The 14692-nt window shown below is 61.6% G+C and carries 11 protein-coding genes; 10 read left to right on the top strand and 1 reads right to left on the bottom strand.

Features of this window, described 5'->3' with window-relative positions:
* Positions 1 to 262 precede the first annotated feature (262 nt).
* The 10 genes from J9870_RS10860 (at position 263) to J9870_RS10815 (ending at position 13343) form a co-directional block, all read left to right on the top strand.
* Positions 263 to 1141, top strand: a complete 879-nt coding sequence (locus J9870_RS10860; protein ID WP_210643926.1) for a triacylglycerol lipase — start codon at positions 263 to 265, stop codon at positions 1139 to 1141.
* Positions 1142 to 1236: 95 nt separating this feature from the next.
* A complete protein-coding gene (locus J9870_RS10855; RefSeq protein ID WP_016774509.1) occupies positions 1237 to 1518 on the top strand; it encodes a peptidylprolyl isomerase in 282 nt (93 codons plus the stop codon).
* A gap of 129 nt (positions 1519 to 1647) precedes the next feature.
* Positions 1648 to 3516 (top strand): extracellular solute-binding protein, encoded by a 1869-nt coding sequence (locus J9870_RS10850; protein WP_210643924.1) that lies wholly within the window; start codon positions 1648 to 1650, stop codon positions 3514 to 3516.
* The gene (locus J9870_RS10845) at positions 3516 to 4574 is read left to right on the top strand and encodes a microcin C ABC transporter permease YejB (RefSeq protein ID WP_210643922.1); all 1059 of its coding nucleotides are present in this window, start codon (positions 3516 to 3518) and stop codon (positions 4572 to 4574) included. Before J9870_RS10850 ends, J9870_RS10845 begins: the two co-directional genes overlap by 1 nt.
* Positions 4574 to 5596: an ABC transporter permease gene (locus J9870_RS10840; RefSeq protein WP_210643920.1), complete on the top strand. Its 1023-nt coding sequence runs from the start codon at positions 4574 to 4576 to the stop codon at positions 5594 to 5596. Before J9870_RS10845 ends, J9870_RS10840 begins: the two co-directional genes overlap by 1 nt.
* Positions 5597 to 5610: 14 nt before the next feature.
* Positions 5611 to 7191 carry an ABC transporter ATP-binding protein gene (locus J9870_RS10835; protein WP_210643918.1) on the top strand — a complete coding sequence of 527 codons (1581 nt, stop codon included), beginning with the start codon at positions 5611 to 5613 and terminating at the stop codon, positions 7189 to 7191.
* 144 nt (positions 7192 to 7335) lie between these two features.
* Positions 7336 to 8742 (top strand): sigma 54-interacting transcriptional regulator, encoded by a 1407-nt coding sequence (locus J9870_RS10830; RefSeq protein ID WP_210643916.1) that lies wholly within the window; start codon positions 7336 to 7338, stop codon positions 8740 to 8742.
* Between the two features lie 311 nt (positions 8743 to 9053).
* Positions 9054 to 10445, top strand: coding sequence for a GntP family permease (locus J9870_RS10825; RefSeq protein ID WP_210643914.1), 1392 nt, complete (start codon positions 9054 to 9056; stop codon positions 10443 to 10445).
* Between the two features lie 7 nt (positions 10446 to 10452).
* Complete coding sequence (locus J9870_RS10820) at positions 10453 to 11229, top strand: 3-hydroxybutyrate dehydrogenase (protein WP_210643912.1); 777 nt, start codon at positions 10453 to 10455, stop codon at positions 11227 to 11229.
* A 158-nt stretch (positions 11230 to 11387) separates the two neighbouring features.
* Positions 11388 to 13343 (top strand): acetoacetate--CoA ligase, encoded by a 1956-nt coding sequence (locus J9870_RS10815; RefSeq protein ID WP_210643910.1) that lies wholly within the window; start codon positions 11388 to 11390, stop codon positions 13341 to 13343.
* A gap of 152 nt (positions 13344 to 13495) precedes the next feature.
* Here the strand turns inward: J9870_RS10815 and J9870_RS10810 are convergent, their stop codons facing one another.
* Positions 13496 to 14611, bottom strand: a complete 1116-nt coding sequence (locus J9870_RS10810; protein ID WP_210643908.1) for a PilT/PilU family type 4a pilus ATPase — start codon at positions 14609 to 14611, stop codon at positions 13496 to 13498.
* Positions 14612 to 14692: the final 81 nt, after the last annotated feature.

Genomic DNA, 14692 nt, shown 5'->3' with positions numbered 1-14692 from the left:
AGCGCAGCCGCTGTAAATCCACAGTCAGACAAGACCTCAGCGGCAGTGGTCGCTTGCGTTTGAAGCTGTAGCTGCATACGTCAGGCGCTATCAGAAGGACTCCGACACCTTGCGCGCGGTCCGGTTGCTTGTCCGATTCTTCCCGCTTCTTTTATTCCGCTTTCAGTAAGTCACTGAGGTTTCTTCCTACACCGAGCATCACGGGGCTGAATTAGAGTGAGGTGGCAAACTCAACGTGAACCTCTTCGAAAAAGGTACGAACATGCAACGGAATGCAACCACTCAATTTCCCATCCTGTTGGTCCATGGGTTGTTCGGGTTTGACAGGATCGGCGGCTTCGAACTTTTCCATGGAATCAAACAGGCATTACGCGCTACCGGTGCCCGGGTGTTCATCCCCTATATGTCGGCCACCCATTCCAATGAAGCCCGTGGCGAACAATTGCTGGCTCAGGTGGATCAGGTCCTGAGTGGAACCGGCGCCGCCAAGGTCAACCTGATCGGCCATAGCCAGGGCGCATTGGCTGCTCGATATGCCGCGGCGCTGGCTCCCGACAGGATCGCCTCGGTGACCTCGGTCAGCGGCCCGAACCACGGTTCCGAACTGGCCGATTTTCTGTACAAGGCCCTGACCCCAGGGCGCCTGCCAGAGCTTGTGGCGAGTAAAGTGGCCACGCTTTTCGCCGACTTCATCTCACAGCTCAGCGGCCAGGCGCAGCTCCCCCAGACGGCCGTCGCGGCACTGGCGGCGCTCACTACCGAAGGCGTAGGGGCATTCAATGATAAATACCCCCAAGGCTTGCCAAAGAGCTGGGGGAGCAGCGGCCCGGGCATCGTCAACGGCGTGCGCTACTACTCATGGAGCGGCACGCTGCCAGACGCGTCGGGCGAAGGATTCAATACGGCGTTCCCCTTGCAGGCTTTCTGCCGGGCATTCTCCGAGTATTTCATTACCGAAGCCGGGCAGAACGACGGCATGGTCGGGCGTTTCAGCTCGCACTTGGGCAAGGTCATTCGTTCTGACTACCCCTTGGACCACATGGACATCATCAATCAAACGGGCGACCGGGTGCGCAGGGGCACAGACCCGGTACAGCTTTATGTGCGGCACGCCGAGCGCTTGCGCAAAGCCGGCCTTTGATCGCTGGGTTCAAGGTTTTGACGCAATTTTGACAACAACCCGTTAATGAATCCGGTAGGCTCATCACCTTTAAAAATATTGAAAGGAATTTCCCCATGGCCAAAGCCACTGCCCGCCACATCCTGGTTTCCAGCGAAGACAAGTGCAACGAACTCAAGGCCCAGATCGAAGCCGGCGCCGATTTCGCCGAAGTCGCCAAAGCCAACTCCTCGTGCCCGTCCAGCCGTCAAGGCGGCGACCTGGGCTCGTTCGGTCCGGGCCAGATGGTCAAGGAGTTCGACACCGTGGTGTTCAGCGCCCCGATCAATGTGGTCCAGGGTCCGGTCAAGACCCAGTTTGGCTATCACCTGCTGGAAGTGACCAGCCGCCAGGACTGATCCCGGTTTATCGGCATAACGGCCCGCCCTCTGGTGGGCCGTTGTGTTTGGGTCTCGCGAGGGACTGGCGATCCACGCGCCGCTCGCGTACAAATCGTGGTCATCGATCACCCGGCTTTAAGGCTGACAATGCGACTGGCGTTCCCTTCCCTGCTATTCACTGCCGTGGCCCTGCTGACAGGCGTCGCTGGCGTGGATGCCGCACCGCAACATGCCCTCACCGTCTATGACGAACCGGCCAAGTACCCCGCAGGCTTCAGCCACTTCGCCTACACCAATCCCCAGGCCCCCAAAGGCGGGACCATGCGCCGCTCGGCCATCGAGATCGGCCATTTCGACCATGTGCTGCCGTATATCGACAAAGGTATCGGGGTCAGCCAGATCGATGGCCTGCTGTATTCGCCACTGGCCCAGCGTTCGCTGGATGAGCCCTACACCGTCTACGGCCTGGTGGCAGAGAAGATGGAACGCGCCGACGATGGCCTGTCCCTGCGTTTCTACCTTAACCCCAAGGCCCGCTTCGCTGATGGCAAGCCCATCACCGCCCAGGACGTGCGCTACAGCTTCGAGCTGCTGATGACCCAGGGCAGCCTGCGCTATCGCACCCAATTCGCGGCGGTCAAGGACGTCGTGATCGAGGACGAGCGCACCGTTCGCTTCAACTTCAAGAACAATGAAAGCCGCACCCTGCCCTTGGACATCGCCACCCTGCCGGTCTTTCCCGAGCACTGGTGGAAGAGTCGCGACTTTGCCAACGGCGGCGGCTACGAGGCACCGTTGGGTAGCGGTCCCTATCGGGTGGGCAAGATCGACTCCGGACGCAGCATCACCTTCGAACGCAATGCCGACTGGTGGGGCAAGGACCTGCCGGTCAGCCGCGGCCTCTACAACTTCGACCATTTCAGCATCGAGTACTTCGGCGACACCGATGTGGCTCGACAGGTCCTGCGCGGTGGCGCGTACGACTACAATCGCGAATTTTCCGCCACCGCGTATTCCATCGGCTATGACAGCCCGGCCCTGCGTGACGGTCGCCTGCAAAAGGCTCACCTGGCCACCGAGGCGCCCCAGACCGCCCAGGGCTTTGTGTTCAACCTGCAAAAACCGCAGTTCCAGGATCGCCGCGTACGCCAGGCTTTGGCCATGCTCTGGGATTTCGAATGGAGCAATCGCCAGATGATGCGCAACCTCTATGTGCGTCAGCAAAGCTACTTTTCCAACACCGACCTCGCCGCCCGACAACTGCCCGACGCGGGCGAACTGGCGATCCTCGAACCGCTGCGCGGGCAGATACCCGACGAAGTCTTCACCCAAGTGTTCGAGGCGCCGAAAACCGACGGCAGCGGCGTGATCCGCGACAAACAATTGCAAGCCCTGGCGCTGTTGGAACAGGCCGGCTGGCGACCTGACGGCGACCGCCTGGTCAATGCCGAGGGCGAACCGCTGAGCTTCACCTTCCTGAACAGCCAGAACGGCATCGACCGCCTGCTGCTACCTTACAAGCGTACCCTGGCACAGATTGGCATCGACATGAGCATCCGGCGCATCGACGCCTCCCAATACGTCAATCGCCTGATGAGTCGTGACTACGACATGATCATCACCGGCTACCCGGTCAGCACTTCGCCAGGCATGGAACTCTACAATTACTTCGGCTCAGCGGCCGCCAACGATCCGGGCGCCAACAATTACATGGCCCTGAAGAACCCGGCGGTGGACGCCCTGATCGACGGGCTGGTCAAGGCCACCACCAAAAGCGACATGCTCCGCCACGCCCACGCCCTGGATCGGGTGCTGCAATGGAATTACTACTGGATCCCCAACTATTACCCGCCGGGCAGCTCGACCGTGTGGTGGAACCGCTTCGGTATCCCGAAAGTGCAGGCCAGTAATGAGGAAGCCATCGAAAGCTGGTGGGAAATGAGTACCACGCCGCTGACCAACGAGCAGATGAGCGCCGAACGCATCAAGCGCGGCACACCCGGAGGACAGCATTGATGTGGGCTTATATCGCACGACGCCTGCTGCTGATCATTCCGACCCTGGTCATCATCCTGCTGGTGAACTTCGTCATCGTCCAGGCCGCGCCGGGTGGACCGGTGGAACAGGCCATCGCCCACCTGCAAGGCATCGGCGGCGCCACAATCGGCAGTTCGGGCAATGCCATGACCGGCAGTTCCCGGGCCAGCCGCGGCCTCGATCCCCAGTTGATCAAGGACATCGAGAAACAGTACGGCTTCGACAAGCCGGCCCACGAACGCCTGTGGCTGATGCTCAGCAGCTACGCCCGGCTGGACTTCGGCAAGAGTTTCTTCCGTGGCGCCACGGTCACCGACCTGATCCTGGAAAAAATGCCGGTGACCATTTCCCTCGGGCTCTGGGCCACGCTGATCACCTACCTGGTGTCGATTCCCCTGGGCATTCGCAAGGCCGTGCGTCACGGCTCCGCGTTCGATGTGTGGAGTAGCACGGCGATCATCATCGGCTATGCCATGCCGGCGTTCCTCTTTGCCATGTTCCTGATCGTGGTGTTCGCCGGCGGCACGTCGCTGAACTGGTTTCCGGTGCGCGGGCTGGTGTCGGATAACTTCGAGTCGCTGTCGACGCTAGGCAAGATCGCCGACTACTTCTGGCACCTGGTGCTGCCGGTGACCTCACTGGTGATCGGCGGCTTCGCCACCCTGACGATCCTGACCAAGAACTCGTTCCTCAATGAAATCACCCGCCAATACGTAGTCACTGCGCGGGCCAAGGGAATGAGCGAGCGACGGGTGTTGTATGGCCACGTGTTCCGCAACGCGATGTTGCTGGTGGTCTCGGGTATTCCCCAGGCGTTCATCGGTGTGTTCTTTGCCGGGTCCTTGCTGATCGAGGTGATCTTTTCCCTCGATGGCCTGGGACGCATGAGCTACGAGGCCGCCGTGTCGCGGGACTACCCGGTGGTGTTCGGCTCACTGTTCATCTTCACGCTGTTCGGCCTGCTCATTAAACTCATCGGCGACCTCTGCTACACCCTGGTGGACCCGCGCATCGATTTCGCCGCGAGGAACGCCTGATGTTCAAGTTTTCCCCCTTGGGCCGTCGGCGCTTTGAACGCTTCAAGAAAAACCGCCGGGGCTGGTGGTCGCTGTGGCTGTTCATCGGTCTGTTCATCCTGACCTTGGGCGGTGAATTGATCGCCAATGACAAGCCGCTGGTGGTGAGCTACCAGGGCTCACTGTATTTCCCGGTGTTCAAACGCCATACCGAGCAGGAATTTGGCGGACAGTTGCCATTCCAGGCCGACTACCGCAGCAGCTACGTGCAGAACCTGATCCACAAGGAAGGCGGCTGGTTGCTGTTTCCGCCGATTCCGTTCAGCGACGACACGCCCAACTACGACCTCAATCAACCGGCGCCGAGCCCGCCCTCGTCGGTGAACTGGCTGGGCACCGACGACCAGGCCCGGGACGTGCTGGCCCGGGTGATCTTCGGGGCGCGAGTATCGATCCTGTTCGCCCTGGCCCTGACCGCCATCAGCGCGCTGATCGGCATCGCCGCCGGTGCATTGCAGGGTTATTACGGCGGCTGGGTGGACCTGCTGGGACAACGCTTGCTGGAAGTCTGGTCGGGGTTGCCGGTGCTCTACCTGCTGATCATCCTGTCCGGCTTCGTGGAACCGAATTTCTGGTGGCTGCTGGGGATCATGGCGCTGTTTTCCTGGTTGGCCCTGGTGGACGTGGTTCGCGCCGAGTTCCTGCGCGGACGCAACCTCGAATACGTCAAAGCCGCCAGAGCCCTGGGGCTTAGCGACCGCAAGGTGATCGTACGGCATATCCTGCCCAACGCGATGAACGCCACCCTGAGCTACCTGCCCTTCATCCTCACCGGGGCGATTTCCACCCTCACGGCCCTGGATTTCCTCGGTTTCGGCATGCCGGCCGGCAGCGCATCGCTGGGTGAGTTGATCGGCCAGGGCAAGCAGAACCTGCAAGCGCCGTGGCTGGGGCTGACAGCGTTCTTCACCCTGGCGCTGATTCTTTCCCTGTTGGTGTTTATCGGCGAGGCGTTGCGAGACGCATTCGACCCACGATCATGAAGCGGAATCTTGAGATGAGCGACAACCTGATCGAAATCCGCGACCTGAGCGTGGCCTTCAACGACAACACCGTGGTACGCAACCTCTGCCTGGACATTCGCCCCGGCGAATGCCTGGCCCTGGTCGGCGAGTCCGGCTCCGGCAAGTCGGTGACCGCCCACTCGATCCTGCAATTGCTGCCCGCAACAGAAGCCCGCACCACCGGCAGCATTCGCTATCACGGCCAGGAGCTGGTGGGTGCCGATACCACGGCCCTGAGGGAGATACGTGGCAACCGGATCGCGATGATCTTCCAGGAACCGATGACTTCGCTGAACCCGCTGCACAGCGTCGAAAAGCAGATCGGCGAAACACTGATGCTGCACAAGGGCCTGGGGGGCAAAGCCGCGCGCCAGCGCATTCTGGAACTGCTGGCCCTGGTTGGCATCCAGAACCCTGTCGAACGACTCAAGGCCTATCCGCATCAACTGTCCGGCGGTCAGCGGCAGCGGGTCATCATCGCCATGGCCCTGGCCTGCGAGCCGGAACTGTTGATTGCCGACGAACCGACCACCGCATTGGACGTGACCGTGCAGCGCAAGATTCTGCTGCTGCTCAAGTCGCTGCAGAAACGGCTTGGCATGTCTATGTTATTGATCAGCCACGACCTGAACCTGGTGCGCAGCATCGCGCAACGGGTGTGCGTGATGAAAGATGGGGAAATCGTCGAGCAGGCGCCTTGCGAAACTCTCTTCAGTGCACCGAAACACCCCTACAGCTGCGAGCTGCTGCACGCCGAACCGGAAGGCGAAGCCCTGCCCCGGGATGAGCGGGAAGAGGTGTTGCAGGTGCAGGACCTGCGCGTCAGTTTCCCCCTCGGTGGCGGCCTGTTCCGGCGCAAGGAATACTTGCACGCCGTGGACGGCATCAGCCTGTCCATCCAGCGCGGCAAGACCCTGGGCATTGTCGGTGAATCCGGCTCCGGCAAGTCCACGCTCGGCCAGGCGATCCTGCGGCTGATCGAATCCGAAGGCGGCATTCGCTTCCAGGGCCAAGCCCTCGATCAACTGTCGCAAAAAGCCTTGCGGCCGTGGCGCAAGCAGATGCAGGTGGTGTTCCAGGACCCGTTCGGCAGCCTCAGCCCGCGAATGTCGGTGCAGCAGATCATCAGCGAAGGCCTTGAAGTCCATCAGCCTTCCAGCCCGCAAGAGTGTGAAGCCCGGGTGATCCAGGCCCTCAAGGAAGTCGGCCTCGACCCGCTGACCCGCCATCGCTATCCCCACGAGTTCTCTGGAGGCCAGCGCCAACGCATCGCCATTGCCCGGGCGCTGGTGCTCAAGCCGGCCCTGATCCTGCTGGACGAGCCGACCTCGGCCCTGGACCGTACCGTGCAAAAGCAAGTAGTCGCCCTGCTCCGCCAGCTCCAGGAGAAGTACGACTTGACCTACCTGTTCATCAGCCATGACCTGGCGGTGATCCGCGCCCTGGCCCACGACATGATCGTGATCAAGGACGGTAAAGTGATCGAGCAAGGCGCCAGCCATGACGTGTTCGATTCGCCTCAACATCCTTATACCAAGGAGCTGTTGGCGGCGGCGCATACGGGGTGGGCATAATGCCGTGCATGACGTAGCTTCGTGTCGCGCCCATCGCGAGCAAGCTCGCTCCCACAGTGGCCCGCGTCGCGCTGAAGATCAAATGTGGGAGCGAGCTTGCTCGCGATGGCGGCCTGACAAGCAATACACAATTCGGATTCGACCATGAACCCCACCGAAAGCCTCAAGGACTACAAGCGCGTACGCACGCTGGCGATCCGTTCGTTGTTCGAAATCATCGAGCAGTCCAGCGAAGGCACGGTGATTGTCGACCGCGATGCGAACATTGTCTGGATGAACGAACGTTATGCCCGGCGCTTCGGCCTGAACTCGGCGCAGGAAGCCATCGGCCGGGCCTGCGAGAGTGTGATCCCCGGCAGCCTGCTGCGTGAAGTGGTGCGTACCGGGCGGCCGATTCTGCTGGACATGCAGGACACGCCCAAGGAACCGCTGGTGGTGATGCGCCTGCCGATCCACGACAGCGCCGGCGCGGTGATCGGCGCCATCGGTTTTGCCTTGTTCGACGAGTTGCGCAGCCTGTCGCCAATGCTCAAGCGCTACCTGAGCATGCAGGAAGAACTGGCCTCCACCCGCTCGCTGCTGCGGGCACGGCAAACCAAATACAACTTCGCCCATTTCATCGGCACCAGCAGCGCCGGCCTGGAGGTCAAGCGCCGTGCCCGGCGTAGCGCCAGTGCCGATTCACCGGTGCTGCTGCTCGGCGAGACCGGTACCGGCAAGGAGTTGCTGGCCCAGGCCATCCACAGCGCTTCGCCACGCGCGCACAAGGCGTTCGTCAGCATCAACAGCGCGGCGATTCCCGAATCACTGCTGGAAGCCGAATTCTTCGGCACCGCGCCAGGGGCTTTTACCGGGGCCGACCGCAAGGGCCGAGTCGGCAAACTGCAGATCGCCCAGGGCGGTACGCTGTTCCTCGACGAGATCGGCGACATGCCCTTGCCGCTGCAAAGCAAACTGCTGCGGGTACTCCAGGAGAAGGAGTACGAACCGGTGGGCTCCAACGAGGTGCTGCAAAGTGATGTGCGGGTGATCGCCGCCACATCCATGGATCTGGAGGCCGCGATCAAACGCGGAGAGTTCCGCGCCGACCTGTATTACCGCCTCAATGTATTGCCGATCCAGGTGCCGCCACTGCGCGAACGCCTGGATGACTTGCCGGCCTTGAGCGAGGCGATCCTCGAAGAGCTGCGCAGCCAGCACGAACTGAACCACGACGCCCTCGACCTGCTGAGTCAACACGCCTGGCCAGGCAACATCCGCGAACTGCGCAATGTGCTGGAGCGGGCCGCGCTGCTCAGCGACAACCTGCTGCTCACCGCCGCTGACATCCGTGCGGCCATTGGCACCTTCGCACCGGTCACCCGCACGGCTGGCCCAAGCCTGGAGCCGCTGGCGCACGAAACTTTCAGCCAGGCCCGGGCGCGATTCGACCGGCAGTTGATCGAAACCACCCTCGCGCAATGCGGGGGCAAGGTGGTCGAGGCAGCCGAACGGTTAGGGCTGGGAAGGTCGACCTTGTACAAGAAAATGGTGGCGTTGGGAATTGCATAGTCTCAATAAAGAGACTTAATTCTCAAGATATAGACAGCCTTGCTTGAGAGCGCTTTACGCTCATCGCGAGCAAGCTCGCTCCCACAGTGGATCGCACTCTCCTGTCGCACACAGTCGTCCTGTGAGAGCGAGCTTGCTCGCGATGAGGCCCGCACAGCCCCTGAAAGTCTCAAAACAGAGACAAAGTATTCAGATCGCTCCTACAAAACCAAATAATTTCCTTATATTTCAACAAGTTAAATAACTGGCACAAAACTCGCTAAAGCCCCTCCACAGCTTCATCACAACAATAACAATCCAGGAGACACACCATGAGTGTGATCATTGCCTTGGCAGCCCTCGCGCTGCTGATGGTCGCCGCCTACCGTGGCTACAGCGTTATCCTCTTTGCCCCCATCGCCGCCCTCGGCGCTGTCCTGCTCACCGACCCTTCTGCCGTCGCCCCTGCGTTCACCGGGGTGTTCATGGAAAAAATGGTCGGCTTCATCAAACTGTATTTCCCGGTGTTCCTGCTCGGTGCGGTGTTCGGCAAGCTGATCGAGTTGTCGGGATTCTCGCGCTCCATCGTCGCCGCAGCGATTCGCTTGCTGGGTACGCGCCAGGCCATGCTGGTGATCGTGCTGGTGTGCGCCTTGCTGACCTATGGCGGTGTGTCGCTGTTCGTCGTGGTGTTCGCGGTGTACCCGTTCGCCGCCGAGATGTTCCGCCAGAGCAATATTCCCAAACGATTGATCCCGGCCACCATCGCCCTCGGCGCATTCTCGTTCACCATGGACGCCCTGCCCGGCACGCCGCAGATCCAGAACATCATCCCCAGCACCTTCTTCAACACCACCGCCTGGGCCGCACCGTGGCTGGGCGTGATCGGTACGATCTTCGTGTTCAGCCTCGGCATGCTGTTTTTGCAGCGCCAGCGCCACAAGGCTCAACGCGTGGGTGAGGGCTACGGCACCGAACTGCGTAACGAGCCGGAGACCGCCGAAGACATCAAGCTGCCGAACCCGTGGATCGCTGTCTCGCCGCTGCTGGCGGTAGGGATCATGAACCTGCTGTTCACCCAGTGGATTCCCCTGTGGTATGGCAAGACCCACAGCCTGGCGCTGCCGGGCATGGCAACACCGGTGACCAGCGACATCGCCAAGCTCACCGCGATCTGGGCCGTGCAAGCCGCGCTGTTGGTGGGCATCATCATGGTCCTGCTGTTCGGCTTCCGCGCTATTCGCAGCAAATTGGCCGAAGGCAGCAAGAGCGCAGTGGGCGGCGCCTTGCTGGCGGCGATGAACACTGCCTCGGAATACGGTTTCGGTGCGGTAATCGCCTCGTTGCCGGGCTTCCTGGTGCTTGCCGACTGGCTCAAGAGTATTCCCAACCCTCTGGTCAACGAAGCCGTGACCGTCACGCTGCTGGCGGGCATCACTGGCTCCGCGTCGGGGGGCATGAGCATTGCCCTGGCGGCCATGTCCGAAAGCTTCATCAGCGCCGCCCACGCCGCCAACATTCCCCTGGAAGTGCTGCACCGGGTGGCCGCCATGGCCAGCGGCGGCATGGACACCCTGCCCCACAACGGCGCGGTGATCACCCTGCTGGCAGTGACCGGGCTGACCCACCGCGAAGCCTACAAAGACATCTTCTGCATTACGCTGATCAAGACCCTCGCGGTTTTCGTGGTGATCGGTGTGTTCTACGCCACTGGCATTGTTTGAGGTTCCTATGACGACAACTCTTTCGGGCAAGACCGCCCTGGTTACCGGCTCCACCAGCGGCATCGGCCTGGGCATCGCCCTGAGCCTGGCCAAGGCCGGCGCCAATTTGATCCTCAATGGTTTTGGCGACGCCTCAGCGGTGATCGCCGAGGTGAAACAGTTCGGCGGCCAGGTCGGCCATCATCCAGCCGACGTCAGCGACCCGGCGCAGATCGCCGACATGCTCGCCTACGCCGAGCGTGAGTTCGGCGGCGTGGACATCCTGGTGAACAACGCCGGGATCCAGCACGTGGCCGCCGTGGAAGATTTTCCGGTGGAACGTTGGGACGCGATCATCGCCATCAACCTGTCCTCGGTGTTCCACGCCACCCGCCTGAGCCTGCCAGGCATGCGTGCCAAGGGTTGGGGGCGGATCATCAACGTCGCCTCGGTACACGGTCAGGTCGGTTCGGTGGGCAAGGCAGCGTATGTCGCGGCCAAACATGGGGTGATCGGCCTGACCAAAGTGGTCGGTCTGGAGACCGCCACCAGCAACGTGACCTGCAACGCCATCTGCCCCGGCTGGGTGCTGACGCCGCTGGTGCAGAAGCAGATCGACGACCGCATTGCCGCAGGCGTCGATCCACAACAGGCGCAGCATGACCTGCTGGCCGAGAAACAGCCGTCCCTGGAATTCGTCACCCCACCGCAACTGGGGGAACTGGTGCTATTCCTGTGCAGCGAAGCCGGCAGCCAGGTGCGCGGCGCGGCGTGGAATATCGATGGTGGGTGGTTGGCTCAGTAACCCTCACTACTGGATACTGATCGTTCCCACGCTCTGCGTGGGAATGCAGACAGGGACGCTCTGCGTCCCAAGAGCGGAACGCGGAGCGTCCCCAGAGGCATTCCCATGCAGAGCGTAGGAACGATCGTCAGGCCCGACAAAAGAACAAGAGGCACCCCATGTCCGACATCCTCTGGCAACCCTCACCCGAACGCATCGCCCAGTCGCGCATGAACGCCTTTCGCCGGTTCGTCAACGCGCGGCATCACCTGCAACTGAACGACTACCCCGCCCTGCACGCCTGGAGCATCGACCAGCGCGAGGCCTTCTGGCAGGCCATCGTCGATTTCTTCGAGATCGGCTTTCAACAAGCGCCGACCGATGTCTTGGTGGAAGGCCCGCAAATGCCCAGTGCCCGCTGGTTCCCGGGGGCGACCCTTAACTTCGCTGAACACCTGTTGCGCCGCCGTGACGAGGCCGTCGCGGTGGTGGCACTCGACGAGAACGGTGGCCAGGAACAACTGACCTGGGCCGAACTCGCCGCCCACGTCGCCGGCCTGCAAAGAAGCCTGCAAGCTGCTGGCGTGACCCAGGGCGACCGGGTGGCTGCCTGCATGCCCAATACCTGGCAGACCCTGGTGGGCATGCTCGCCACCACCAGCCTGGGGGCGATCTGGTCATGCTCTTCGCCGGATTTCGGCACCCAGGGGGTTATCGACCGCTTCGGTCAGATCGAGCCGAAGGTACTGATCACCTGCGCCGGTTATCGCTATGCCGGCAAGGTCATCGACCAGCGTGCCAAGGTCAATGAAATCCTCGAGCGATTGCCGTCGTTGCAGCAGTTGATCGTGCTGCCCTATGCCCGCCCAGATACAGGCATCGAGGATTTCAAGACCCAAGCCAACGTCGCATTGTGGAACGCGTTTTATCAAAGCGGCGGCGAACCCGCCTTCATCGGCGTGCCCTTCGATCATCCGCTGTACATCCTCTATTCCAGCGGCACCACCGGCGTGCCGAAGTGCATCGTCCACGGCACCGGCGGCGTGTTGCTGCAACACGTCAAGGAACATGGCCTGCACGTCGACCTCAGCCCCGAGGACCGGCTGTTCTACTACACCACCTGCGGCTGGATGATGTGGAACTGGCTGGTGTCGGCCCTCGCCGTGGGCAGTGCGGTGGTGCTCTATGACGGCTCGCCGTTTCATCCCGGCCCCGAACGGTTACTGGACCTGATCGACCAGCAGCGCATCAGCGTGTTCGGCACCAGCCCCAAATACCTGGCGGCCCTGGAGAACCAGGGCCTGAAGCCTCGGCAGAGCCATGATTTGGGTAGCCTGAAGACCATCCTGTCCACTGGCTCGGCCTTGGCGCCTCATAGCTACGATTACGTGTACCGCGACTTCAAGCCCGACGTCTGCCTGGCCTCGATGTCCGGCGGCACCGACATTGTCTCCTGCTTCGTCAACGGCAACCCGCTGTCGCCGGTGCGTCGGGGCGAGATGCAGGGCAAGAGCCTGGGCATGGCGGTGCAGGTCTGGAACGAGGCCGGCCAAGCAGTGATCGGCGAGAAAGGTGAGCTGGTGTGCACCCGGCATTTTCCGGCCATGCCCATCGGTTTGTGGAACGACCCCCGGCAGGAGAAACTTCGTGCGTCCTATTTCAGCCAGTTTCCCGGGGTGTGGGCCCAAGGGGACTACGCCGAAGAACTGGCCCACGGCGGTTTCCTGATCCACGGACGCTCCGACGCCGTGCTCAACCCCGGTGGCGTGCGCATCGGCACGGCGGAGATCTATCGGCAGGTGGAGAAGGTCGAGCAGGTGCTGGACAGCGTCGCCATCGGCCAGCAATGGCAAGGCGATGTGCGGGTGGTGCTGTTTGTACGCCTGCGGGACGGGGTGATGTTGGATGAAGCCTTGGAGCAACAGATCCGCCAAGTCATCCGGACCAACACCACGCCACGGCATGTGCCGGCGAAAATTCTGGCGGTGACGGACATTCCCCGGACTATCAGCGGCAAAGTCGTCGAACTGGCAGTGCGCAATGTGGTGCATGGCGAGGTGGTGAAAAATACCGATGCCCTGGCTAATCCCGAGGCACTGGAGCAGTTTCGGGGGCGAGTGGAGCTCGCTACCTGACTTTGAAAGCTTTGTCAGTCACTAGGGCCTCATCGCGAGCAAGCTCGCTCCCACACGGGCCCGCTGTGAACACGGAATTTGTCATCGCCGCGGCCCCCCTGTGGGAGCGAGCTTGCTCGCGATGAACGATAACGCGGTTTGCCTGAAGCCAATTAATCCACCAACCCCCACTCACCCGCCGCCGGATCAGGTGGCGGCACCGCGCCCGTCTCGGCATGCAACTTCAGCCGCAAGCGCAGGTTGTTCGTTGAATCAGCGTTTTTCAGCGCCTCTTCCTCATCGATCGCCCCCTCGACCACCAGGTTGAACAACGCCTGATCGAAAGTTTGCATCCCCAACTCTTCGGATTTTTCCATGATGCCCTTGAGCTCGCCCAGCTCATTGCGGCGGATCAGGTCGGCCACCGTGGGCGAGCCCAGCATGACCTCCACCGCCGCCCGACGCTGGCCGGTGCGGGTGCGCACCAGGCGTTGGGAAACGAAGGCCTTGAGGTTGTTGCCCAGGTCATTAAGCAACTGTGGCCGGCGCTCTTCCGGGAAAAAATTGATCACTCGGTCCAGGGCCTGGTTGGCGTTGTGGGCATGCAGCGTGGAGATCACCAGATGCCCGGTGTCGGCGAAGGCCAGGGCATGTTCCATGGTTTCGCGATCACGGATTTCGCCGATCAGCACCACGTCCGGCGCCTGGCGCAGGGTGTTTTTCAGGGCGGCATGAAAACTGCGGGTGTCGACACCGACTTCCCGCTGGTTGATGATTGATTTCTTGTGCCGATGGATATACTCCACCGGGTCCTCGATGGTGATGATGTGGCCGCTGCTGTTGCGATTGCGGTAATCGATCAGCGCCGCCAGGGAGGTCGACTTGCCCGACCCTGTCGCCCCGACGAACAGCATCAGGCCTTGCTTCTGCATGATGGTATCGAGCAGCACCCGTGGCAGTTTCAGGTCTTCGAAACGTGGAATGTCCAGCTTGACGTTGCGTATCACCATCGACACATCGTTGCGCTGCTTGAAGATATTGACCCGGAAGCGCCCGACACCGGCCATGGAGATCGCCAGGTTCATTTCCAACTCCCGATCGAACTCAAGGCGCTGTTCGGCGTCCATCAAAGACTCGGCGAGCCCGGCGATCTCGCCGACCTTGAATGCCTGGTTACCCAGGGGCTTGAGCACGCCCTCGAATCGCGCGCACGGCGGCGCGCCGGTGGACATGTAAAGATCGGAGCCATCCTGGCTTGCCAGGATTCGCAACAATGGATCGATTTCCATGGACTGAAATTTCCGCGAGACATCAATTGAAACAAGCTGAACCGAGCATGAAATCCTTCAGATCAACCCGCGCTTACCTTC

It is taken from the genome of Pseudomonas sp. Tri1 (assembly GCF_017968885.1).
GTDB lineage: Bacteria > Pseudomonadota > Gammaproteobacteria > Pseudomonadales > Pseudomonadaceae > Aquipseudomonas.
This window is presented reverse-complemented; position numbering and strand designations above follow the sequence as displayed.